The sequence below is a fragment of the Pseudoalteromonas sp. SWXJZ10B genome, assembly GCF_015864475.1.
GTDB lineage: Bacteria > Pseudomonadota > Gammaproteobacteria > Enterobacterales > Alteromonadaceae > Pseudoalteromonas > Pseudoalteromonas arctica.
In genome coordinates, this window is sequence record NZ_JADYXD010000004.1 from 1 (window position 1) to 23,663 (window position 23,663).

Consider the following 23,663-nt stretch of genomic DNA (forward strand, 5'->3'; position numbering starts at 1 on the left):
CTGTGAAAGTGTTATGGCAAGGATGGCTTAAGTTACAAGCCATCCTGGAAGGCTACGATTTAGCAAAATCTCTTGAGTCAGACTTGTGATCAAGAGACAGCTTTTTAAGTGGCTTTATTGTTTTTAATTTTTGTGAATTTACGAATAAGGAAGGCTCACTTGTACGTTTAAGCCGCCCTCTATTTTGTTATGTAAACTTATATGCCCCTGGTGCGCTTCTGCTATTTCTCTGCATAAGGCTAGCCCTAAACCACTCCCCGTACTTTTTGTAGAATAAAAGGGCACTAAAGCATTTGCCATTACTTGCTCGCTCATTCCTTTGCCGCAGTCGCTCACATTTATAACACAAGCTTGGGGTACAAATTCGACCTGAATATGTATTTCATTGGAGTTGGAGCCTGACTCGTGTGAATTTTTTAATAGGTTTATGAGCAGCTGCTCGAGTTGGGCTTGATCAGCTTGTAATTCATTGTGTGAATTTTTTATTTCGTAGCTAAATTGCCAGTGATTTTTTAAATTATTGAGTGTGTTTTGCCAGTTAATCCGTGTTTTTTGTGGCTGAGGTAATTTAGCAAACTTGCCATAGCCTTGTACAAATTCAGTTAAATGACTAATTCGCTCATCAATAGTTGCAAATACACGGGCAAGGCGGGGCTCATCAACTTTATTTGCGAGCAATTGTGCGCTGTGTAACATGGACGACATAGGGCCGAGTGAATTATTCAATTCGTGGCTGATAATGCGTATTACCTTTTTCCACACGGCAACTTCTTGGCGACTAAGCTCACGGGTTAATTGTTTAAATATATATAAATGATGCTTTTGGTTATTGAGTAAAAACTCCCCGGTGGCTAAATGCCAAGTTTGCGAGTCTTGATTCTCTATTTCTATATTAAAGAGGCCATCAACACCGTGCTCTATAGCTGCTATTAATTGCAGGGGCGAATTTTCGAGCAATTTACTTAGCTGCATACCTTCAAGGCGGGTTGCGCTATTAAATAAACTACGGCTAATTAAATTACTAAATACCACCGTATTATTATCATTGACCAGTAATAACGCTTGCGGCGAGCTTTGCAATACTTTATCAAGCATTAACTCGCGCTGGTAAATCCATTGTTTTTCTTGGCGAAGCTGTTTAGCGGTTTGATTATAAAGTCGGCATAGTTTTCCAAGTTCATCATTACTTTTATACGCTAGTAAGCTGGAGAGATCACCATCTTTAAAATTAAGCAACCCGGTTTCGAGCGATTGCATGCCAAGCTTTATTGGTTTGGTGAGAGCTCTTGAAAGCAAGGTGCTAAATGCAAGCGTTAGTAATATTAAAAACAGAGTGTAGTACATATCAAAACCACTAAGTGCGGCAATAATAAAAACAGGCAGCGCGCTACAAAGTGCGCAAATTAACACAACCTTTTGGCTTAGGGTAAAGTGGCTAATAATGTTTGGCATTAATAATCAATACCCATTTTTTGTAATCGACGATAAAGAGCTTGTCGGCTTAAACCAAATTCACGGGCCACTTTGGCTATAACACCTTGATGAGCGCGCATTGCGTGTTCTATTTCCTGTTTGGTCGGTTCTGCTTTTGCTTCTTGTTGAGCAGTAACCGATGACGAAAGTGCAAAGTCATCGACTGTAAGCGCACCTGTTGGTTTTAGCACCGCTACACGTTTACAAGCATTTTCTAGCTCTCGAACGTTACCTGGCCATTTATAATGTTGAAGTGCTTGCTCTGTGTTTATAGTCAGCTCTCGGTGAGGTAAAAAATGGCTAATAAGTGCTAAAACATCATCTTGCCTTTCGCTAAGGGCAGGCACATTGAGTTCAATTACATTAAGGCGATAATATAAGTCTTCCCTAAATCGACCTTGTTCAATTGCTTGTAGTAAGTTTTCGTTAGTAGCCGATATTACTCGCACATTTACTTTTTGTGTTTGTGTTGAGCCTAAACGTTCAAACTCGCCGGTTTGTACTACGCGTAGTAATTTTATTTGTCCTGAGAGTGGTAAATTACCAATTTCATCTAAAAATAACGTACCGCCATCAGCTGCTTCAAATCGACCAATACGTTGTTTAGTTATCCCCGTGTATGCGCCAGCTTCAGCGCCAAAAAGTTCGGCTTCTATAAGTTCTTGTGGTAGTGCGCCTGCGTTTACCTTAATAAAAGGTTGCGATACAAGTGGGGAGTTTTTTTGAATGATATGCGCAATGCACTCTTTACCACTTCCATTAGGGCCTGTAATTAATGCAGATATATCAGATTTAGCTACTTGTAGCGCCATAGTGACCAGTCGTTCCATAGCCGTGCTTTTAAATATTAGCCCGGCAAGGTCTGCGCTTTTAAATGCACCTTCACGCTCTTGTTGATGGCGATTATGTGTCGCCACTATTTTTTTAGCACTGCCTAGCTCTATTAAGTTACTGATACAAACTAGTAGTTTTGCATCATCCCAGGGTTTTGGTAAGTAATCGGCAGCACCGGCTTTTACAAGCTCAATAGCGGTAGCAAGTTCGGTCCAGGCTGTAATAAGTATAATAGGGAGGTGTGGGTTTATTTCTCGTAGTTCATAAAACAACGTTTTACCTTCTTCGCCAGAGGTTGTGTCGCTGGTAAAGTTCATGTCTTGAATTACAAGCTCAATTCGCTGATAGCGAACTATTTGCAGAGCATCAAACGGGTTTGTTGCAGTCACTACCGAAAAGTCGTGGATCTCGAGCAACAATGAAAGTGCATCGAGTACTGCTTGGTTATCATCAACAATGAGTATTTTATGAGTCATAGGTTATTTTTATAATTTTTTAATGGCTACACTGCCTTACTAATCAGTGTAGCATAGTGATTTTTACATGATTTAGTAACCTAAACTCTGGATAATAAATCTACCTCAAGCGGATTCTAGGTTAAATTGTGCGAGTTGCGATACTGGGCGAAATATTAGCAGCGCGTTTAGCCGGCCCTAATACCGCAAGTAAGCTCATTAATAATACGACAATGGCGGTAACGGCTATATAGCTTGGCGGTAGTGCGGCTACAGAAAAATACTGCATTAACATTTTCCCAAGTAGTATTGCTGTTACCACACCTAAGGCTAAACCTAGGCTACAAATTAATGCATTTTCTACTAAAAAGTAGCTAACAATAGCTGACTTTCTTGCACCAAGTGCTCTGCGTGTGCCAATTTGCTTAGTACGTTTGCTAATATTAAATAAGGTTAAGCCAAAAATACCGAGAGCGGTTATAAGCACTAAAATAGTGATTAATACTATGAGCATGCGCATCATGAGGCGGTCTTTAGCGGTATACTCATTTTTTAACTCATCAAGTCCTTTAATGTTATTAATAACGCGTTTGCTGTAATTTTCGAGCATGGCATTTTCTATTTCTTTCATTACAGCTGCTCGCTGACCAGGCTCTGTACGAACGGCAACTTGTGCATAACTTGCTGCTTTAATATAAGGAATAAACGCAAGATTATCGGGTTTACTGTCTTTGAGCCACGGGCCTTTCATGTTTCCGATCACGCCAATAACTTTAAGTGGTAGGTCACCAAAATAAACTATTTTTCCTAAACCATCTCCATCAGGGTAGAGCTCATCAAGTAAGGCTTTAGTGACTATAGTGACGTTGGTGCGCTTTTGTGTAATTTCGTTTGTAACTAGCACTTCATCTTCGGTAAAGTTTCGCCCTGCAATTAAGTTAACGCCGTAGGTATTAATTGCGTGGTCATCTATAAAAAAATAAGCAGTTCTTACACTTAGGCCTTCTTGTGGAGCGGGTTGTAAATTAAAGCTCGAAGCGCTGCCACTGCCTGATAGCGGGATACTACTGCTTAATGCGGCATCAACTACGCCTGGCATTTTTCTAAGCATGCTTTCATCAAGCTCAAACTGCTGGCTTAAGTTAATATCAGTACCAAAGGTCATTACATTAAACTTAAATATATCTTGCTCAGGGTAGCCCGTTTCTTGATTTAAATAGCTAATTCTGTCTTGAATGATAAATGCAGCATTACTGACTATAGCTGTGGTAATTGCAATTTGAATTAGCAGTAATACAGCGCCCACCTTTGAGCGGCATAAGGCGTTAAATATAGGTTTTATTTCTAACATTGTTAAATTCCTTATTGGCTCTTAAGATAAATAGCAGGATTGGTTTTACACACTAACCAAGCTGGGTACAAACCAGCCAAAATGCAGGTTGTAATTGCAATCAATGGGGCGCTCAATAGCATGGTCAAATCCATTGTTGCTAAGTTTTCATAGTAGTCGTAGCTTTGCACTACGCCCATTAAGCCAAGTTGTGCTAGTACAATTCCTAGCATGCCACCTATAAAGCCAAGCATGGCGACCTCAACTAAGTGCTGTAAAAATATTTGCCTTTTACTAGCGCCTAATGCGCGTCTTACACCTACTTCTGGCGCTCTGCGTAAAAACTTGGCTAAAAGTAAACCTAAAATATTGGCTAAGCAGACACCTAAGAACATAAAGCTCAGGCCCACTAAAATTTTATTGTCTTCGGTGACGACGTTGTTGTATTGCATCCATTGGTTTACATCGCGAAGTTTATACTCAAGTTCTTTACGATTAAATCGACCACGTTTTTGTTGTTCTTGCATATAGGCTAATAAGTAATTTTGATAGGCTTGTTTTTGTTCAAGCGTATTTAGCTCTACCCAAAACTGGATCCATACTTGCTCAGATTGCAGTTTATCTGCAAAGGTTGGTGTGTTTTCGTGTTTCCATCCATTGCTATTGCCCCAACTTACGAGCTCTTTTGCCTTTATTAAGCTAAAGGGCATAAATAATTCTTCTACTTGATTAAATGCACCGTTATTTAAATCATAATATTTAATATTGAGAGGCCAATGGTTAATAACACCAACTACTTGATAGCTTGCATCATCTAAGTAAATCAGTTCTCCGACGGAGTTTTGTCCTGCAAATAGTTTATCGTTTATCTCTTGGGTAATAACAACCACAGGTGCGGCTGAGTTTTCTTGCTCTTTGCTCCAAGCCCCTCCGTATAGAAATGACAAATTAAACATGCTAAAAAAGTCAGGCGTTGTCATGCGAGCATTACCTATAAAAGGTTTTATTTTGTCGGAGTCTAAATAAACTGAAAAGCCGGTACGCATCATAGCCACTTTTTTCTCTGACGTGGGTGCGTTTAATAAGTTCTCTGCATCTTGATAGGTCAATTGCAGTGGCATGTTATCTTCTGTCCACCACGTACTACCATCGTCCATTGTTTGTAATTGCACACTGTAAAGTTGGCTGCTTTTTTCTGGAATAGGATCGGCCGACATCATGTGATAAACACTAAGGCTGGTCATTGTTATGCCTATACCTATCGCAATGGCAAGTACCATTAAAAAGCTAACCAATGGGGTGCGCTTGAAGCTGCGCCAACTTAAATCTAAATAATGAATAAACATTAGTTAAACCCCCGATGCTGTTTTTATAGTTTGCGCGCCCTGATAAAGCGTAAAGTCGGCAAGTTGTCCATCAACTACTTGAATATTACGCGGAGCACGGCGGGCTAATTCGCTATCATGAGTTACCATTACAATAGTGGCACCGTCGCGATTGATTTGTTCAAGTAACTCCATAACTTGGCGAGCCATTAAGCTGTCAAGGTTACCTGTTGGCTCATCGGCAAGTAAAAAACGAGGTTCACCAGCAAGCGCACGGGCTATTGCCACACGTTGTTGCTGGCCACCAGAGAGTTGTTGAGGTAAGTGTTTAGCGCGAGATGCTAAACCAACTTGTTCAAGGCATTGCTCAATTCGACGTTTTCGCTCATTTGCTTTAATCCCTCTGTAGCGAAGAGGAACTTCTATGTTTTCATATAAATTTAAATCGGGGATCAAATTAAAGCCTTGGAATATAAAGCCAATTTTTTGATTACGTAAATCAGCACGTTGGTTATCGTTTAGGCTGCCAACATTAACGCCATCCAGCAGGTATTCACCTTCGTTAAAAGGCTCGAGCATACCTGCAATATTTAAAAAGGTTGTTTTTCCTGAGCCGCTAGGACCAGTAACAGCAATAAATTCGCCTTCGTTTACTTGCAGATTAAAATCTCGAAGCGCATGGGTTTGTACCATTTCTGTTTGGTATACTTTACTTACATTGTTCATTTGTAACATCGTTGTTCCTAATTATTTTTAGCGTTGGTTGAGAACGTCTGTTTAATTTAATAAAATCGTGTTGGCTTGCTTAAAGTCGCTGTAGCTTGAAATAATAATTTCATCGTTTTCTTTTAGTCCACTTAAAAGCTCAACCGCATTAATGCTGGTGGCGCCTATTGTAATAGGTATACGCTTTGCGATATTGCCATCGACTTTATAAGCTATAATTCCGCCTTGCTGCATAAATGCACCACGCTTTACTTGCATTACACCTTCTCGGTTGTCGAGTAAAATACGTGCAGTTAAGCGTTGGTTCTGACGAATGTTGTTAGTAACACCTCTAAACCGGACGCGTGCTGTTACTTCACGATTATTAACTTCTGGTGATATGGCGGATAAATTCCCCATCACTGTTTCATTGCCTAACTTAAGCTCTACTTCCATACCGAGCCCTAATTCGTTTGCGTAACTTTCAGGAACTTGGAGTTCGGCTTCAAAATTACTTAAGTCGACGAGAGTCATAAGAGGTTGGCTTTGCGTCACTGCGGCTTTTTGTTGCACTAATAGGTTACCCACGATCCCTGTAACGGTAGCCTTAATAGATAGGTTGCTTACTTTTCGGATTAAGTCATCAACAATAAGTTGTTGGCGGGTCACATCACTTTTAGCAGCTTGTAGTTCAAAAGCGAGCGTGTCTTTGGCAAGCAATACCTCTTGCTGCGCATGCTTATAGGAGAGCTTAGCTCGGGATAAATCATCAACTGCTTTTTCTAGATCAATTTGGCTAATTAAGTGCTTTTGTATTGATAACTGTGCGCGACGATTTTCGCGCTCAGCGGCGTTAAGCTCAACCTCTGCCATATCGAGTGTTTTATTTAAAGTGAGTGTTTGGCGTCTTGCTTGCAAATGCTGCCTTTGCTGCTCGCCTTCAAGTCTTTTAAGTACAGACTCCTGTTGCTTTAATTCATTAGTTAACTCAGGGCTTTGCAGCAGGGCAAGTGTGTTGCCTTGCTTTACTGTATCGCCGGCCTTTACTTTTAAATCTATAAATCCCCGTTCTGGACTGTAGATTTTAGGAGCATTAGCAGCAACAATTTTACCACTGGCGGCAATATCTCGAATGAGCGCTTTAACATGTACTTTTGCAATCTGTACTTTTGAGCGGCTAATAGAGCTTTTAGCGCTATGGCTCGTTAAAAAAATATAAGCAATTGCAGAGACCACAATGAAAACAATCGCAGTGATTATCGCGTATTTTTTATAGCTTATAGGTGCCTTTACTTGTATGTCTTGTGCGCTGGTATCTTTAATCATTTAATTTCCCCTAAATTGCTTTTATGTATTTTTCGCACAGCAGTAATAAAGCTGCTGTGCAAATAGCGGCAATAGGAGAGAGTAAAAATAAGCTTAGAGTAAACATAGTAATTCCAATTAGCGATTATATATAAAGCTATACGATTAATATGCCAACTATTATCTTATTGATATTTAAGTGATTTTATTTTTTTGTTATTGAAATTCATGTCCGCGGACAGTTTATGTGTCCGCATCGGACATAGTTTTAAATAAAAATTCACTATTAACGTACAAAAAATGACATGAACTTTCATAACTATACTAATGAGCAGCAATAATCGGGGATGTTAAGCCATTAAAGTAATGAAATAGCATAAAACTATCTAAATGTTAACTGAATAGCCCCTCTAGTGCTGAATACTTATTCACTTTCGGTTGCCTTTACGTTTACGTAAGCTGGCACGCTGAATGCTTGTGTTTTTTACAATATGTTAAACTTGACACCAGTGTCATGAAAAAATAGTGGTTAAAATAACGCTAAATGTTAAAAATAATGATAAAAAGAAATCTTGCTATGAAGTGAGAAATATTCAAGAATGTGAATATGTATTCAAAGTGCTATTGACTCTATTTAAGATAGAGGCTAGTTTTGTCCGTCTGTTAGCAAATCGTCGAGCAGTTCATCCACGCTAACAGTGCAGCAAGGGGAGGGGTCTATGTTATACGACTCAAAGTTAGAAAAAGAAAATTGTGGCTTTGGCTTAATAGCTCAAGTTAATGGTCAAGCTAGTCATAGGCTTATTCGTACTGCTATTACGGGGCTTGATCGCATGCAGCACCGTGGTGGTATATCTGCCGATGGTAAAACAGGTGATGGCTGTGGTTTATTATTACAAAAACCAGATAGCTTTTTCCGTGCTATTGCTAGTGAACATAACTGGCACTTAGGCAAAAACTACGCAGTGGGTATGATATTTTTAAATTCAGACCCTGTTTTAGCGCAAGCTGCAAAACAAATACTTAGCGAAGAATTAGAAAAAGAAACGTTAAATATTTTAGGTTGGCGCGTTGTGCCAACCGACCCATCAATGCTCGGTCCTATTGCTGTACAGCAATTACCAGGTTTTGAACAAATTTTTGTTAGCGCGCCAGAAGGTTGGCGTTCTAAAGACTTAGAGCGTCGCTTATATGTAGCACGCCGCCGCGCTGAAAAGCGCATTGTTGATGACGAAGCTTTCTATATCGCAAGTCTATCTGGTTTGGTAACTATCTATAAAGGCTTAATGATGCCTGCAGATTTACCAAATTTTTACCTAGATTTAGCTGATATTCGTATGACGAGTGCGATTTGTGTTTTCCATCAGCGCTTTTCTACTAATACTCAGCCGCGTTGGCCTTTAGCTCAACCTTTCCGCTATTTAGCACACAATGGTGAAATTAATACTATTGAAGGTAACCGCCAGTGGGCACGCGCACGTTCATATAAGTTTGCGTCACCACTTATTCCTGATTTACAAAGCGCAGCGCCGTTTGTAAACGAAACCGGCTCTGATTCATCAAGCCTAGATAATATGCTTGAGCTATTTTTAGCTGGTGGCATGGATTTATTCCGCGCTATGCGTATGCTCGTACCACCTGCATGGCAGAAAAACCGTGCAATGGACGACGATTTACGTGCATTTTACGATTTTAACTCTATGCATATGGAACCATGGGATGGCCCGGCAGGTATTGTAATGTCTGATGGTCGTTTTGCGGCTTGTAACCTTGACCGTAATGGACTTCGCCCAGCGCGTTATGTAATTACACAAGATGGCTTTATTACGCTTGCATCAGAAGTGGGTATTTGGGATTACACTGCCGATGAAGTAGTTGAAAAAGGCCGTGTTGGTCCAGGTGAATTATTAGTTATTGATACTAAGCTTGGCAAAATTTGGCACTCAGATGAAATCGATCAAGATTTAAAGTCTCGCCATCCTTACAAGTCATGGCTTGAAGAGAACGTTAAACGTTTAGTCCCATTTGAAGAGCTGACTGAGCAAGACGCGGGTAATCGCTCATTTGATGACGAAACGCTAGCTAAATATCAAAAAATGTTTGGTTATACCAACGAAGAGCTTGATAGCGTTATTCGTGTAATGGGTGAAAACGGCCAAGAAGCAACCGGCTCAATGGGTGATGACACGCCATTTGCAGTGCTTAGTGAAGGGCATCGTTCGCTTTATGATTACTTCCGCCAAAAATTTGCGCAAGTAACAAACCCACCTATCGATCCACTGCGTGAAAATCATGTAATGTCACTTGCGACATGTATTGGTAGTGAGCAAAACGTATTTAACGAAACAACAGGCCACGCTAAGCGCCTACAGTTTGATACGCCAATTTTAATGTACGCAGACATGCAGCAGCTATTAAATGCTGATGAAGCGCATTACAGCTACTGTAAAATTGATATTACCTACACAGTTGAAGAAGGTTTAGAAAATGCGGTAACGCGTATTTGTGACCAAGCACAAGAAAAAGCAGCCGCTGGTTGTATCATGCTTATTTTAACTGACCGTAACTTTAATGAAGCAAATTTGCCGATTCCAGCAGCTATGGCTGTAGGTGCGGTACAAAAACGATTAGTTGATAACAATCTTCGCTGTGAATCAAACATTATCATTGAAACCGGTAGCGTGCGTGATGCGCATCAGTTTGCTGTGTTATTAGGCTTTGGTGCTACGGCAATTTATCCATACCTTGCGTATGAATCGTTAGTTGCGATGAGCGACAGCAAAATTATTAATAAGTCGTATTGCGAAGTAACTCTTGCTTACCGTAAAGCCATTAACAAGGGCTTATACAAAATCATGTCTAAAATGGGCATAAGTACGGTTGCGTCATATCGCTGCTCAATGTTGTTTGAAGCGGTTGGTTTATCTGACGCTATTGTACAAATGTGCTTTAAAGGTGTGGCAAGTCGCATACAGGGCGCATGCTTTACCGACTTTGATGACGATCAGCAAGGCTTACACAAACTCGCTCTAAGTAAGCGTAAATTATTAAGCCACGGCGGCTTGTTTAAGTACGTACATGGCGGCGAGTATCATGCTTATAATCCTGATGTAATCCAAACCCTGCAAAAAGCAGTTCGTTCTGGTGAATATAGTGATTACAGTGAATATGCAAAACTTGTTAATACGCGTCCTATTGCCACTTTACGTGACATGCTTGCGCTTAAAATTCCAGAGCAAGGCATTAGCATCGATGATGTAGAGCCTGCAGAAAACCTATACAAGCGTTTCGATTCAGCAGCAATGAGTATTGGTGCATTATCGCCAGAAGCGCATGAGGCTCTAGCAATTGCAATGAACCGCTTAGGCGGTTGTTCAAACTCTGGTGAAGGCGGCGAAGATAAGCTGCGTTATGGTACCGAGAAAAACTCGCGTATTAAACAAGTTGCTTCAGGTCGATTTGGCGTAACGCCGCATTATTTACGCAGTGCTGACGTTATTCAAATTAAAGTAGCGCAAGGTGCAAAACCAGGCGAAGGCGGTCAATTACCGGGTGAAAAAGTAACTCCATACATTGCTAAACTTCGTTATTCTGTTCCAGGTGTTACGTTAATTTCGCCACCACCACATCACGATATTTATTCAATTGAAGATTTAGCGCAGCTAATTTTCGATTTGAAACAAGTAAACCCTAAAGCGCTAATTTCTGTAAAACTGGTTTCAGAACCAGGCGTAGGAACCATTGCAACGGGTGTTGCTAAAGCGTATGCCGATTTAATTACTATTTCTGGCTATGATGGTGGTACAGGCGCAAGCCCACTTACTTCAGTTAAATATGCAGGTAGCCCATGGGAGCTAGGACTTGCAGAAACGCAGCAAGCCCTTGTTGAAAATGGACTGCGTCATCGTATTCGCTTGCAAACAGATGGTGGCTTAAAAACGGGTTTAGATATAATTAAAGCGGCAATTTTAGGTGCAGAAAGTTTTGGCTTTGGTACCGGCCCAATGGTTGCGCTTGGTTGTAAATACTTACGAATTTGCCATTTAAACAACTGTGCGACCGGTGTTGCAACACAAGACGAAACACTTCGTCAAAAGCATTACCACGGCTTACCAGAAATGGCGATGAACTACTTTAAGTTTATAGCGCAAGAAGCACGTGAAATCATGGCAAGCTTGGGTGTTGTAAACTTAACTGATTTAATCGGTCGTTTAGATTTGCTTGAAGCAATTGAAGGCAAAACAGCAAAACAGAAGAAAATTGATTTATCTTCAGTAATTGCTCAGCCTAATAACCCAACTGGCGAAACGCTTTATTGTAGTGCGCCTAATAGCTCACATTATTTAGGAAAACTTAATGAGAGCCTACTTGCTAAGGCGCAAGACGCAATTGATGCTTCAAGCGGTATTTCACTAGTAAGTCGTATTTGTAATACGGACAGATCGGTAGGTGCAATGCTTTCTGGCTATATTGCTGATAAATATGGCAACCAAGGTATGGCGGCAGATCCTGTAGCAATTGAGCTACATGGTACTGCGGGTCAATCATTTGGTGTTTGGAATGCCGGTGGCCTTGAAATGACACTGGTTGGCGATGCAAACGATTACGTAGGTAAAGGCATGGCGGGTGGCAAGTTAGTTATTCGTCCGCCACTTGGCTCGTCGTTCGAAAGTCACAAAGCCACAATTGCAGGCAACACATGTTTATACGGTGCAACAGGCGGCAAACTGTTTGCTGCAGGTTGTGCAGGCGAGCGCTTTGCAGTTCGTAACTCAGGTGTGCAAGCGGTTGTTGAAGGTGTAGGTGACAACTGTTGTGAATACATGACGGGCGGCGTTGTATGTGTACTGGGCAATGTAGGCGTTAACTTTGGTGCGGGTATGACAGGTGGTTTTGCTTATATTTTAGATGAGCGAAATGATTTTGAAAAACGCATTAATCCAGAGCTTGTCGAAATAGTAACACTAGACGAATTAACGTCGCATCAAGAACATTTACGCGGCTTAATTGCTGAGCATTTAGAGCTTACGGGTTCGTGCAGAGCAGAAAGTATTTTGGCTAACTTTGAATTGTACTTACCTATGTTCAAATTAGTAAAACCAATATCAAGTGACGTAAAAAGTTTACTCGGGCATCGCGCTCGCAGTAGTGCCGAACTACGTGTTCAGGCGCAATAAGGGGGCAGTATGAGCGAAAATGTATATCAATTTATAGACGTGCAGCGTGTAGACCCACGCAAAAAACCAATCTCGTCACGTAAAAAATCTTTCGTAGAAATTTACGAACCCTTTTCAGAGAATCAGGTTAACTCACAAGCTGACCGTTGTTTAGATTGTGGTAACCCATACTGTGAGTGGAAATGTCCAGTACATAACTACATTCCACAATGGCTAAAGTTAATACGCACAGGCCGTATTATAGAGGCGGCAGAGCTTTCTCATCGTACAAATAGCTTACCAGAGGTTTGTGGGCGTGTTTGCCCACAAGACCGCTTGTGTGAAGGCTCGTGTACGCTCGATGAAGAGTTTGGTGCGGTTACAATTGGTAATATTGAAAAATACATTACTGATGAGGCATTTAAAATGGGCTGGAAGCCTGATATGTCTTATGTAACATGGACTGACAAAAAAGTAGCCATTATTGGTGCGGGCCCTGCAGGTTTAGGGTGTGCTGATATTTTAGTGCGTAACGGTGTTAAACCAGTGGTGTTTGATCGTCACCCAGAAATAGGTGGACTACTCACATTTGGTATTCCTTCTTTTAAACTTGAAAAATCAGTAATGCAAAAGCGCCGTGAAATTTTCACTGAAATGGGCGTAGAATTTAAGTTAAATGTTGAAGTAGGTGTTGATATTACACTTGACCAAATTTTAGCTGATTACGACGCTGTGTTTTTAGGGGTTGGTACGTATCAGAGTATGCGTGCAGGTCTTGAAAATGAAGATGCAGCGGGTGTTCACGATGCATTGCCGTTTTTGATTGGTAACACGAACCGTGTAATGGGCTACGACGAGACAAAACAACCGTGTATTGATATGGCTAATCAAAAAGTAGTTGTACTTGGCGGTGGTGATACAGCGATGGACTGTGTGCGTACGTCTATTCGACAAAATGCTGCAAAAGTAACGTGTGCTTATCGTCGTGATAAAGAAAATATGCCAGGCTCTAAACGTGAAGTTAAAAACGCGAAAGAAGAAGGCGTTATATTTACGTATAACGTTCAGCCTAAAGGCATTGTACTGAACGATAAAGGTAAAGTGACCGGCGTTAAAATGGTTAAAACTAAATTAGGTGAACCTGACGCAAAAGGCAGAAGCCGTGCTGAAGAAGTACCTGGTTCAGAACATGTTATTGAAGCTGATCAAGTTATTATGGCGTTTGGTTTCCAGCCTCACAAAATGGATTGGTTAGAAAAATACGATGTAGAAATAAACAACTGGGGCGGTATTAACGCACCAGAACAAGGTGAGTTTACACATCAAACTACTAACCCTAAAATATTTGCTGGTGGCGACATTGTACGTGGTTCAGATTTAGTGGTAACTGCTATTTTTGAAGGACGTAACGCTGCAGAAGGTATTATGGATTACTTAAAAGTTTAATTTTTCGTGTTAAAATAACGATATTTAAAGCAAGCCAAGTGGCTTGCTTTTTTATTTTTTTTATCCAAATGTAATGTCAACATAATTAGTGACAAATGGGGCTATATTTATACCACCTTTTGTATGGCTTTCTTGAACAACACCTTTTGTTAGTAACTTCATGTAGAAACCTTATATAGTAACTTTCAAAGAAACTGCTTTGCCATTATGGGTTGTTCTTTATAAGCCAAATGCGATTTCTTTAGGTATCTACTAAGCGGCTTTCAGGACTCGTTTCATATATATAAACGTTATCGACACTTCTTTCTTCTATGTCGTTTATATACTCTAATACCAATTCGCTTAATTAAGTGATCTATTTTGAGATAACAAAATTATGTCGATAATGAGGCTAAAGTTTCGCTACTTAGGTGTTCTCGGCAATTACCTCTACATTGCTTTGTATTCATGCAGTCGTATCTCGAAAGTTTTAACGCAGTTAGCGCCAAGTTCAATCCTTGAAATTGATTGAGTATTATCGCGGATTTGTATAGTGCGTGTATTTTTTGTAGCGGCACTTTTATTGATTAATGTGTTGTTGACTCGGTCCAGGCACAATTCATAGAATAGTTACTACCATCTTTAACTGTGCAGGTTTATATTATTTTTTGACTACCAGTCAGTTCGATTATTGCAGGAATAAAAGGGCGTACTTATATAATTTAGCAAATGGTATTAGTGCCAAGCAATTTAATATCGTAAAAATGTACTTACCTGAGATAAATGCAAGAGGCTAAAAATATGTGCACAATTGTCAGTGCTAATTACTAACCTTAATAGTTGATTTAAATATAAAGTAGGTTCATTATTGCACGCTGTTTACGGTTTGCTTACTTTATATCTATAAGTTTGCTTTTATACATTAATAAATAAATAGAAATTATGTACGAATATTCAAACAATTTAGAAAGGAAGCTCATTGTTCGGTTCTTTTCCTCAATAGGCTTTATAGCAACGTTTTCGATGGCTAGCTTAGCATTTATTAACAGCAGCTATTTATTAGCATTTACTTTGGTTGTTTCTTCGTTTGTTTACTTATCGGCGTTTAATATAGGCAGAGGTGTAGAGAAGTCTGCAACTGTAGTTTTATATAACCTGTATGCATTGATGTTTTATCTGGTACTTACAGGAGGAGCACAAGGTACAGGGCCTATATGGATATTTATAGTTTCTCCTGTTACTTATTCAATTCGAGGGCTTAAACGAGGGACGTTTGATATTGTTTTATTTTTATCGGCAATTGTTCTCGGTTTCTATTGCGCTGATACATTTAATATATATGACTACAATCCTGAGCAGTTTCCAGTCAGAATCATACTCGCTTTTATAATTGTTGCATCGCTGAGTGGTTATTACGAATTTTCAAGAGAAAAATACAGCAGTAAATTAATTGCTTTAAGCCAAAAAAATGAATTTTTAGCAACTATAGATCCACTCACTAATCTGCCAAACCGTCGTTTCACTATGAATAAGCTTATAGCTTTTAAAAATGAGCTTAAAAATAATAATATTCCGTTTGTAATATTATTAGCTGATGTAGATAACTTTAAAAAAATTAATGATCAATTCGGCCATGATTTTGGCGATGAAGCTCTTATCCATTTAGCCAAAACATTTGAAAATAATATTCCGCAAAATGCGATTGCTTCACGTTGGGGCGGTGAGGAGTTTTTAATTGTGATTCCAAATGTAACCGTTGATGATGGCGAGCTCGTTGCAGAAAAAATCCATAATGCCCTTAAAGCTTCAGCTGTAAGCTTATTTTCAGATAGTGTAAATATAACGCTAAGCATTGGCATCACAGCTGCAAACGCTGAACGCTCAATTGACCTAGATATTAAGCATGCTGATGAACTACTTTATAAAGCAAAAGAGCAAGGTAAAAACAGAACGTGCTCTTTTTAAATGTTTATTTACTTTAATCCATTGAAAACGAATCAAGGGATGGCCTTATTTTAGCCTTTCTACGTTTTAAGCTCATGTAGCATATTACAATACACGCAATCTGCATTGTAATTAAAACCCAATAACTAACACCTAAATCACTTAGTCCATTTATTTTTTCGCTAGTAAAGTAATAGGCCACAACGATTAGTTGAAAAACTAAAAAACTATTTAAAAACTTAAATAAACGTTGTTTAAAACAAGTATGTTTATATTTACTAAATATAATTAAACAGGTGCTTAGTACTAATAACAACCAACTTAAAATTATACAAAAATCAACTAAAGTACTGTGCATTATTTAATCCTTGAAGACGTTATTTACTAACACATTAGGCGTGAGCCATTATTAGTTCTTTAGCATTTGCTTTAGCTGTTTTGCTTATGTTATCGCCGCCAAGTAAACGGGCTATTTCATTAATACGGCCATCTTTATTTAAAGGCAGCATATGAGTAAACGTTTCGCCTTGTGCTATTTCTTTAGCTACAAAAAATTGCTGATGTGCACTACTGGCAACTTGCGGTAAATGAGTAACACAAATTACTTGAGTTGATTTACCTAATTGGCGTAATAACTTACCTACAGCAGATGCCGTTGGGCCAGAAATACCTACATCAACTTCATCAAAAATAAGCGTTGGGGTTGTTACTTTTTGGGCAATAATTACCTGTATAGCAAGACTTATACGAGAAAGCTCACCACCTGATGCTACTTTAGCTAATGGTTGAAGTGGTTGTCCCGGATTAGTTGATACTAAAAACGAGACATTATCAAAGCCTAGGCTGTTTGGTGTACGATTACTCTCTTGAGTTAAGGCTATTTCAAAAACACCGTTTTCCATTGATAAGTTAGCCATGCTTTCACTTATTAGTGTGTTAAGTGTATTAGCATACTCGCAGCGGCTTTTACTTAATTCATCAGCAGTTTGCTTGTAACTAAGTAACGCGCTTTCTATTTCTGACTCAAGCTGCTCCAGACGATTACTATTATTACTTATTGACTCAAGTTCTTGAGCAATCGATTGATGAAACTCAACTAACTGCTGTGGTTTTATATGATGCTTACGCGCTAAATCCATCGCTCCACTTAGCCTATTTTCTACTTCAACTAAGCGTGCCGGGTCTAAATCTGCTTGCTCAGTGTAATTGCGCACTTCGCGGCTTGCTTCTTCAACTTGTACAGCGGCTTCGCTAAGCATAGCAGCTACGCTTGCTAAACTTTCGTCATATTGAGCCAGTTCGGTAAATTGTTGAGCGCTGTGCTGTAGTAATGAGCAAGCGTTTTGCTCATCACTTTCATATAAGTGTTGTAACTCACGTTGGCACGATTCTAATATTGTTTGGCTATTGCTTAGTTTGTAATGCTCAGCCTCAATTAAATCAAACTCATTTTCTTGTAATGCAAATTCATCAAGCTCAGCAACTTGATACTCTAACAATTGTTTTTGCGCTGCTTGTTGCTGCTGTTGTTGTTCTAAGTGTTTAAATTCTTTTTGTAAGTTAGCAAACTGTTTATAGTTTTTATTTACTGAGTTTACTAAGTGGTGATGCCCTGCATAGGCATCTAAAAGCTGTAACTGATGCTCAGCTTTTAATAAATATTGGTGGGCATGTTGTCCATGAATAGATATTAAATATTGACCAAGTTCTTTTAATTGTGATGCGGTAACTGCACTACCATTAATATAGCTTTTACTACGGCCATTTTTACAAACAACACGACGTAATAAGCACTCGTTGTCAGAAGTGCTTAGCATATGTTGCTCTAAAAATGCTTGAGCAAGCGGTAGATCTGTTAAGTCAAATTGTGCACATACTTCTGCTTTATCAGAGCTTGGGCGAACTGCTGATGCTTCAGCGCGCTCACCTAAGCATAGCGATAAGGCATCAATAGCAATAGATTTACCAGCACCTGTCTCACCTGTGATCGCAGTCATACCGCTGCGCCATTCTGTGCTTAAATTACTTACGATTGCAAAATTTTTAACTTCTAAACCAATTAACATACTGTTTATCCATCCAGTCAATTAACTGTTAATTTATACAGTGTTTTGGTTTTTTGCAAATTAATTTTTTATTATTTAAGCAACACTTACATCTTGAGTAAACTGTGTATCGGAAGTTTGGGAAGATGCATCAATTTGATCATCAACAATATCAGTAGGTTGTATACTCTCTTCGGTTTTAAGCAGAGCAATGAGGGGAGGTAATGTATTAATATAAAAACTCTTATTGTATAAAATGCCTTGCTGGGGCAACTCAGATACAAAGTACTGTATATTATCAATCAATGGTTGAATTATATTTGTTTGATTGATTTTAATTAACTCGTTGGACAACGTATTAATTAGTAGGTCGGCGGTATCTTCAAGCTGTTGCAAGTTCTCGTCTGTATGTGATTGAACAACAAAAAAATTATTTACAATAGCTTGAATGCGAGGAACGTATTTTGGGCGAATTATTTTAGCATCAAGTAGATCATTAAGCTTTGCTTTAAGGCGCGTATTTACATGCGAAACACGTTCATTAAATAGCTTTTTTCTAGCTTCTATCGCTTTTTTACGGTTACTCTCAATTTTGAGGTAACTGTATAAAAGTGTAATTAATAGCAGTAAAGCAAAGAATACTACATAAGTCATTGCTACTCGTTCCTAAATTAGTTGATTATTATTTTAAGTCGCCATTTTGCTTTATAGTACTAAATTTGGCAATAAAATTAGTACAAACGACTACCCCAATTCAGTTTTGTACGTAAAACGTTGTAGTAAGAGTAATTTTTTGGATGAATTAAGCGCAATTGTTTATCGGCTTTTTTAATTACTACCTCATCGCCGGGTAATACGGCTAGCACTACGTGGCTGTCGCAGCTTACCTGTAGGCTATCTGTATTTTCTAGGCTTAGCTTTAAACGAACTTCATTATCGGCATCTACCACTAAAGGTCTGCTAGATAAGGTATGAGGAAACATAGGTACTAACGATATAGCATTTAGTTCTGGCGTTAATATTGGACCGCCACCTGAAAGTGAATACGCCGTAGAGCCTGTCGGGGTTGATACTATTAAACCATCGGAGCGCTGAGAAAACACAAAGTCATTATTTATAAAAGCTTCAAATTCAATCATGTGCGCTACTTTATCGGCATGAAGTACCGCTTCGTTAACGGCTGAGTTTGCACTTTTTAATTCGTTGTGGCGATATACTTCTACTTCTAATAAAAAACGTTTTTCTTCAAGATACTCACCACTGAGTACTTGCTCTAAGCTCGCTTCAAACCCTTCGGGGTTTAAATCAGTTAAAAAGCCAAGGTTGCCTCTATTTACACCAATTACAGCAATGTTAAAGCGCGCAAGTACGCGAGCTGCGCCAAGCATGTTACCGTCACCGCCTACAACAATGGCTAAATCGGCTTGTTCACCTAAGTCGACTAACTTAACAAGTTTGTCATGCGGAATATCGTCTAACTGACTCCCTGTGCGTTTTTCTACTATTACCTCAAAGCCAAGCGCAAGTAAAAAGGTATGTAAACGCTGCAGAGTAGCCGCTGCTCCCGGATGATTAGGTTTGCCAATTAGGCCTATGGTGTTAAAAGGAGAGTCCATAATGTACGCACAAAGAGATTTAATAATTGTAGAGTAACTCAAAACAGAAGTGTTTGAAAATACAGATTATAGCAATATTATAAACCATCAGTTTTATTCACTGTGAGTTAGCCGCACGACTTGAAAAAGAACTAAACGCCCCGATATCTCTTTCATGCAACAAGATGTAGATACCATGAAACTAAACCCACGAGATCAGCAAATTTTTTCAGCTGTTATGAACATGTACTGTAATGGTGAAGGCTTGCCTGTTCCATCAACAAAAATTGCCAAGCTCAAAGGCATGGCTGTGTGTTCGGCTACGGTTCGTAATGCTATGGCTCGCTTAGAAAAAGTGGGCTTATTGTATTCACCTCATACATCCGCAGGGCGAGTGCCGACAAATGAAGGGTTTGATTATTGGTTTGACGAATTTTTTGTGCTTGCTGATATTGCTAATTATTGGCAACCACAGCAGTCACAACTCGTTGAGCTAGCGCATGGTTTGAGCCAAAAATACCAAGTATGTTGTTGTGTTGGTTTACCTCAAGCCAGTTCACAGCAAGTGTTTAGAGTAGAAGTGCTTGATTTTGATTCTACCGACTGGCTTATTTTATTAATAGATAGGGCAGGGCAGAGTCACAATATTTGTATTGATAAACCTCATGATTCGTCAGACTCTGTTCGTTATCAATTTGCCACTTGGTTGAACACTGTATTTAGCCAACAAACCTTAATGGAAGGTTTGTACCGTATGCAAGCTATGGCAAATACAGCGCCTCGAAATTGTCATGATTCGCTTAATCAATGGACGCGACAACTAAGCCAAAAATTAGGCTCAGATAATAGTATTGTTGTTGGTGAAAATTACCTCTACAAACAAATAGACTGCGAACAAAGTTTAAATATTGGTGTTTCGTTTTTAAATTATGTAGAAGATAAGCTTGCTTTTAAAAATGGTGTATCGGTACTTAATAGCGAAAAATTACCTTTTACTGAGTGCGATGAATTAATTGTAATAAGCGTGCCGTACTTTAAAAATCAAGAATATCAAAGCCGTTTTTGTATAATTTGTCCTAAATCAGCGCAGATTGAAGAAATAATTCAAGAATTTAAATTAATTGAGGTATCTAACTCTTGAATCTTTTTATTCAATCCCCATAATTACCGCAGTTGTAAAGAATTGGAGCACGTATTTTATGTCTGAGCAGACACAAAACCCTGAGCAAGAAGTAGAATTAAACGAAGAAATTTCTAAAATGCAGGCTGATGTAGAAGCAGCAGTAGAAGCCGCTGATCAGCATGCAGAACAAGAACAAAGCCCTGAAGCAGAAATTGCGATGTTATATGCAGAGCTTGAAGCTGCAAAGCAAACAATTGCTGATCAAAAAGACGGTGTTGTTCGTGCCGCAGCAGATGTAGATAATATTCGTCGTCGTGCAGCACAAGATGTAGAAAAAGCGCATAAATTTGCACTAGAAAAATTTGCTAACGAATTACTACCTGTAATTGATAACCTTGAACGTGCTATTGAATTTTCTGATAAAGAAAATGAGACACTAAAGCCGTTGCTTGAAGGTATCGATATGACGGTTAAGAGCTTTAATGACGCTGTTTCTAAATTTGGTGTTGAAATTGTAAACCCACAAGGTGAGCAGTTTAATCCAGATTTTCATCAAGCAATGTCAATTCAACCAAGTAACGATGTAACACCTAATACAGTACTTGCTGTTATGCAAAAAGGTTACACATTGAATGGTCGTTTATTACGCCCTGCAATGGTTATGGTTTCTAAAGCTGCAGACGCTTAATTAATTTAAGGTTATTAGCTTTGATAAAAATGCCTCATATTGAGGCATTTTTTTTGTCTTTTTTATAGTGAATTAGCTGTACGAGCATAGTGAGTAACACAGCACTAAACATTAAACTTGAAAATGGTACTGCGCTTTTTGCATGCATAATGGCGAGTAACGGGCCAACTAATGCACCACTACCAAAACGAAGTGTGCCAATTACGGCCGTTGCTGTACCTGTGTTTCTTTCAAACTTCATTAATATTAGCGAATCAGCATTACTTGCAGTGACACCTAAACTCATCATTAATGGCGCAATAGCAGCCACAATATAATAAAGTGATAAGTGCAATAAGCTAAATGTTAACAGCGCAAGCCCCGATACAAACCCACATACAAGCCCAATATAGAGCATTTTTCGAGAGCCCAGCCTTGGTACAATTCGCGTATTTAAAAAGTTACCAAACATAAGCGCCATTACATTAAACGCAAATAACACACCAAATAACTGTTCTGACACTTTATATAAATCTAAATAAATAAAAGGCACTGAGGTTAAAAAGCAAAAAAAGCCGAACGATACAAACATAGAACTGAGTATGTCGGCACGGGCATCTTTATTACTTAGCACTGTTTTATAGCTATCAAAAAATAACGCGAGGCCTTTTTTCTCATTTTTATGAATAGGTATATCGATTAAATACACTTGTACAAACGCCAATATTAAAAAGCTATATCCAGCAAGTACTAAAAATATACTCGACCAAACAGAAAAGCCTAAAATAAATGAGCCAACAGAGGGAGCTACTAACGGTGCTACCATCATAATCATTGATACATACGACATTCCTTTAGCCGTATTTTGCTGATAAATATGACGAATAATACCCGGTACGACTACGGTTGCCGCAGCTCCTGTAAATGCTTGCACCGCTCTAAGTGTCCAAAACGCATGGATTTCGGTTGTAAATGCGAGTGCAAGTGAGCTTGCGCCAAATAGGGTTAAGCCAATACGTGCGAGCTTACGGCGGCCAATTTGATCGGCAATAGGGCCAAAAAATAACATCCCCAATGAATAACCCGCTAAGTAAATACTCAACGATATTTGTACATTTGGCATATTAGTTTGTAAATCGCTTGCAATTACCAGCATGGCGGGCAAATACATATCAATAGCCAAAGGAGTAATCGCCACGATACTGGCTAATAAAGGCAATAAAATACGGGTATTAAAAGACGAGGCTGAGGCGTCCATGTGTAAACTCAACAATCACTAAAAACAAGGGCTATAGTGTAACAGGGCATTGTATTTGGATAAACTTAGTTTGCCTGCTAAGTTTATCGTCTCATCGTATCTTTTTAATATAAAGGTATATAAAGCAAATATTTTAAATTGGTACTGTGTTTGCTATTCTACAAGCAATAAAAAATTCATTACTTAAGAGAATTATCATGAAAAAACTAGTACTTGCAGTATTAGCGACAGCCGTTTTAGTCGGTTGCAAAACGTCACCAACAGGACGCACTCAAATAGCGCTTTACTCAGATCAACAAATGAGTGAAATGGGCACTGCTAGTTTTGCAGATATGAAAAAAAGCCAACCAATTAATAAAGATGCAAAAACAAATGCATATGTAAATTGCATTGCTGAAAAAGTAGTGGCTGTATTACCAAAAGAATACGCGTCGCAAAATTGGGAAGTAGTTGTATTTGAAGATGAATCTGCTAATGCATTTGCACTACCTGGTGGTTACATTGGGGTGCATACGGGCTTATTAAAAATAGCCACCAATCAAGACCAACTAGCAACAGTGCTAGGGCACGAAGTAGGGCACGTAATTGCTGAGCATTCTAATGAACGTGTTTCACAAAGCTCTATTTTAGATACCGGTATGCAACTTGGTAGTGCAGCACTTGAAATGGGTAACATTCAATACCGTAATGAAATTATGCAGGGTCTAGGCTTAGGCGCACAGTATGGTGTTGTTTTGCCATTTAGCCGTTCGCACGAGTCAGAAGCTGATGAAATTGGCTTAGATTTAATGGCTGAAGCAGGCTTTAATCCACAAGAATCAGTAACCCTTTGGCAAAATATGAGTGCAGCAGGTAGTGGTACAACACCTGAGTTTTTATCAACTCACCCAGCGCCAAGCAGTCGTATTAAAGACTTACAAGCACAAATGAGTAAAGCACTTAGTGAGCAAAGTACAGCTAAAGCACAGGGTAAAAACCCACAATGTAAGTTGTAATACCAACCTGCATAAATCTTTGATCAAT

16 protein-coding genes are annotated in these 23,663 nt (G+C 39.1%); 6 read left to right on the forward strand and 10 right to left on the reverse strand.

Features of this window, described 5'->3' with window-relative positions:
* Window positions 1-138: 138 nt before the first annotated feature.
* The 6 genes from I6F54_RS05100 to I6F54_RS05125 all read right to left on the reverse strand — a co-directional run bounded on the left by I6F54_RS05100 (window position 139) and on the right by I6F54_RS05125 (window position 7,448).
* Entirely contained in the window at window positions 139-1,452 is a 1,314-nt protein-coding gene (locus I6F54_RS05100) for a sensor histidine kinase (RefSeq protein ID WP_197140072.1), read from the reverse strand.
* On the reverse strand, window positions 1,452-2,783 hold the full coding sequence (locus tag I6F54_RS05105) for a sigma-54-dependent transcriptional regulator (RefSeq protein WP_197140074.1): 1,332 nt from the start codon (window positions 2,781-2,783) through the stop codon (window positions 1,452-1,454). The genes I6F54_RS05100 and I6F54_RS05105 overlap by 1 nt, the downstream gene beginning before the upstream one ends.
* Window positions 2,784-2,904: 121 nt before the next feature.
* Window positions 2,905-4,113, reverse strand: a complete 1,209-nt coding sequence (locus I6F54_RS05110; protein ID WP_165740305.1) for an ABC transporter permease — start codon at window positions 4,111-4,113, stop codon at window positions 2,905-2,907.
* Window positions 4,114-4,124: 11 nt separating this feature from the next.
* Entirely contained in the window at window positions 4,125-5,438 is a 1,314-nt protein-coding gene (locus I6F54_RS05115) for an ABC transporter permease (RefSeq protein WP_165728234.1), read from the reverse strand.
* Window positions 5,439-5,441: 3 nt separating this feature from the next.
* Complete coding sequence (locus tag I6F54_RS05120; protein ID WP_004335374.1) at window positions 5,442-6,152, reverse strand: ABC transporter ATP-binding protein; 711 nt, start codon at window positions 6,150-6,152, stop codon at window positions 5,442-5,444.
* Window positions 6,153-6,194: 42 nt separating this feature from the next.
* A complete protein-coding gene (locus I6F54_RS05125) occupies window positions 6,195-7,448 on the reverse strand; it encodes an efflux RND transporter periplasmic adaptor subunit (protein ID WP_197140082.1) in 1,254 nt (417 codons plus the stop codon).
* 698 nt (window positions 7,449-8,146) lie between these two features.
* Here I6F54_RS05125 and gltB point away from each other — a divergent pair.
* The 3 genes from gltB to I6F54_RS05140 all read left to right on the forward strand — a co-directional run bounded on the left by gltB (window position 8,147) and on the right by I6F54_RS05140 (window position 15,973).
* Window positions 8,147-12,604 (forward strand): glutamate synthase large subunit, encoded by a 4,458-nt coding sequence (gene gltB, locus I6F54_RS05130; RefSeq protein ID WP_165728237.1) that lies wholly within the window; start codon window positions 8,147-8,149, stop codon window positions 12,602-12,604.
* A 9-nt stretch (window positions 12,605-12,613) separates the two neighbouring features.
* The gene (locus I6F54_RS05135; RefSeq protein WP_007584567.1) at window positions 12,614-14,029 is read left to right on the forward strand and encodes an FAD-dependent oxidoreductase; all 1,416 of its coding nucleotides are present in this window, start codon (window positions 12,614-12,616) and stop codon (window positions 14,027-14,029) included.
* 921 nt (window positions 14,030-14,950) lie between these two features.
* Window positions 14,951-15,973 carry a GGDEF domain-containing protein gene (locus I6F54_RS05140; RefSeq protein ID WP_240914467.1) on the forward strand — a complete coding sequence of 341 codons (1,023 nt, stop codon included), beginning with the start codon at window positions 14,951-14,953 and terminating at the stop codon, window positions 15,971-15,973.
* Between the two features lie 371 nt (window positions 15,974-16,344).
* On the opposite strand, the gene recN is transcribed toward I6F54_RS05140, so the two are convergent.
* From recN to nadK, 3 genes are all read right to left on the reverse strand, one after another.
* A complete protein-coding gene (gene recN / locus I6F54_RS05145; protein WP_007584560.1) occupies window positions 16,345-18,018 on the reverse strand; it encodes a DNA repair protein RecN in 1,674 nt (557 codons plus the stop codon).
* 75 nt (window positions 18,019-18,093) lie between these two features.
* Window positions 18,094-18,651 carry a hypothetical protein gene (locus I6F54_RS05150; protein WP_007584558.1) on the reverse strand — a complete coding sequence of 186 codons (558 nt, stop codon included), beginning with the start codon at window positions 18,649-18,651 and terminating at the stop codon, window positions 18,094-18,096.
* A gap of 77 nt (window positions 18,652-18,728) precedes the next feature.
* On the reverse strand, window positions 18,729-19,613 hold the full coding sequence (gene nadK / locus I6F54_RS05155; RefSeq protein ID WP_004335384.1) for an NAD(+) kinase: 885 nt from the start codon (window positions 19,611-19,613) through the stop codon (window positions 18,729-18,731).
* A 154-nt stretch (window positions 19,614-19,767) separates the two neighbouring features.
* On the opposite strand from nadK, the gene I6F54_RS05160 reads away from it, so the two are divergent.
* Entirely contained in the window at window positions 19,768-20,733 is a 966-nt protein-coding gene (locus tag I6F54_RS05160) for an HrcA family transcriptional regulator (RefSeq protein WP_165728238.1), read from the forward strand.
* 58 nt (window positions 20,734-20,791) lie between these two features.
* Window positions 20,792-21,403, forward strand: a complete 612-nt coding sequence (grpE, locus tag I6F54_RS05165) for a nucleotide exchange factor GrpE (protein WP_007375833.1) — start codon at window positions 20,792-20,794, stop codon at window positions 21,401-21,403.
* 34 nt (window positions 21,404-21,437) lie between these two features.
* Here the strand turns inward: grpE and I6F54_RS05170 are convergent, their stop codons facing one another.
* Window positions 21,438-22,640 carry a Bcr/CflA family efflux MFS transporter gene (locus I6F54_RS05170; protein WP_197140084.1) on the reverse strand — a complete coding sequence of 401 codons (1,203 nt, stop codon included), beginning with the start codon at window positions 22,638-22,640 and terminating at the stop codon, window positions 21,438-21,440.
* Between the two features lie 197 nt (window positions 22,641-22,837).
* Here I6F54_RS05170 and I6F54_RS05175 point away from each other — a divergent pair, with 197 nt between their 5' ends.
* Complete coding sequence (locus I6F54_RS05175; RefSeq protein WP_010553413.1) at window positions 22,838-23,635, forward strand: M48 family metallopeptidase; 798 nt, start codon at window positions 22,838-22,840, stop codon at window positions 23,633-23,635.
* Window positions 23,636-23,663 lie beyond the last annotated feature (28 nt).

Excerpts from the sequence above, each read along its gene's own strand:
- I6F54_RS05170 (WP_197140084.1), bottom strand. The coding sequence starts at position 22,640 with ATGGACGCCTCAGCCTCGTCTTTTAATACCCGTATTTTATTGCCTTTA.
- recN (WP_007584560.1), bottom strand. The coding sequence starts at position 18,018 with ATGTTAATTGGTTTAGAAGTTAAAAATTTTGCAATCGTAAGTAATTTA.
- I6F54_RS05105 (WP_197140074.1), bottom strand. The coding sequence starts at position 2,783 with ATGACTCATAAAATACTCATTGTTGATGATAACCAAGCAGTACTCGAT.
- I6F54_RS05175 (WP_010553413.1), top strand. The coding sequence starts at position 22,838 with ATGAAAAAACTAGTACTTGCAGTATTAGCGACAGCCGTTTTAGTCGGT.
- I6F54_RS05120 (WP_004335374.1), bottom strand. The coding sequence starts at position 6,152 with ATGTTACAAATGAACAATGTAAGTAAAGTATACCAAACAGAAATGGTA.
- I6F54_RS05140 (WP_240914467.1), top strand. The coding sequence starts at position 14,951 with ATGTACGAATATTCAAACAATTTAGAAAGGAAGCTCATTGTTCGGTTC.
- I6F54_RS05110 (WP_165740305.1), bottom strand. The coding sequence starts at position 4,113 with ATGTTAGAAATAAAACCTATATTTAACGCCTTATGCCGCTCAAAGGTG.
- I6F54_RS05135 (WP_007584567.1), top strand. The coding sequence starts at position 12,614 with ATGAGCGAAAATGTATATCAATTTATAGACGTGCAGCGTGTAGACCCA.
- gltB (WP_165728237.1), top strand. The coding sequence starts at position 8,147 with ATGTTATACGACTCAAAGTTAGAAAAAGAAAATTGTGGCTTTGGCTTA.
- I6F54_RS05150 (WP_007584558.1), bottom strand. The coding sequence starts at position 18,651 with ATGACTTATGTAGTATTCTTTGCTTTACTGCTATTAATTACACTTTTA.
- I6F54_RS05100 (WP_197140072.1), bottom strand. The coding sequence starts at position 1,452 with ATGCCAAACATTATTAGCCACTTTACCCTAAGCCAAAAGGTTGTGTTA.
- I6F54_RS05115 (WP_165728234.1), bottom strand. The coding sequence starts at position 5,438 with ATGTTTATTCATTATTTAGATTTAAGTTGGCGCAGCTTCAAGCGCACC.
- I6F54_RS05125 (WP_197140082.1), bottom strand. The coding sequence starts at position 7,448 with ATGATTAAAGATACCAGCGCACAAGACATACAAGTAAAGGCACCTATA.
- nadK (WP_004335384.1), bottom strand. The coding sequence starts at position 19,613 with ATGGACTCTCCTTTTAACACCATAGGCCTAATTGGCAAACCTAATCAT.
- I6F54_RS05160 (WP_165728238.1), top strand. The coding sequence starts at position 19,768 with ATGCAACAAGATGTAGATACCATGAAACTAAACCCACGAGATCAGCAA.
- grpE (WP_007375833.1), top strand. The coding sequence starts at position 20,792 with ATGTCTGAGCAGACACAAAACCCTGAGCAAGAAGTAGAATTAAACGAA.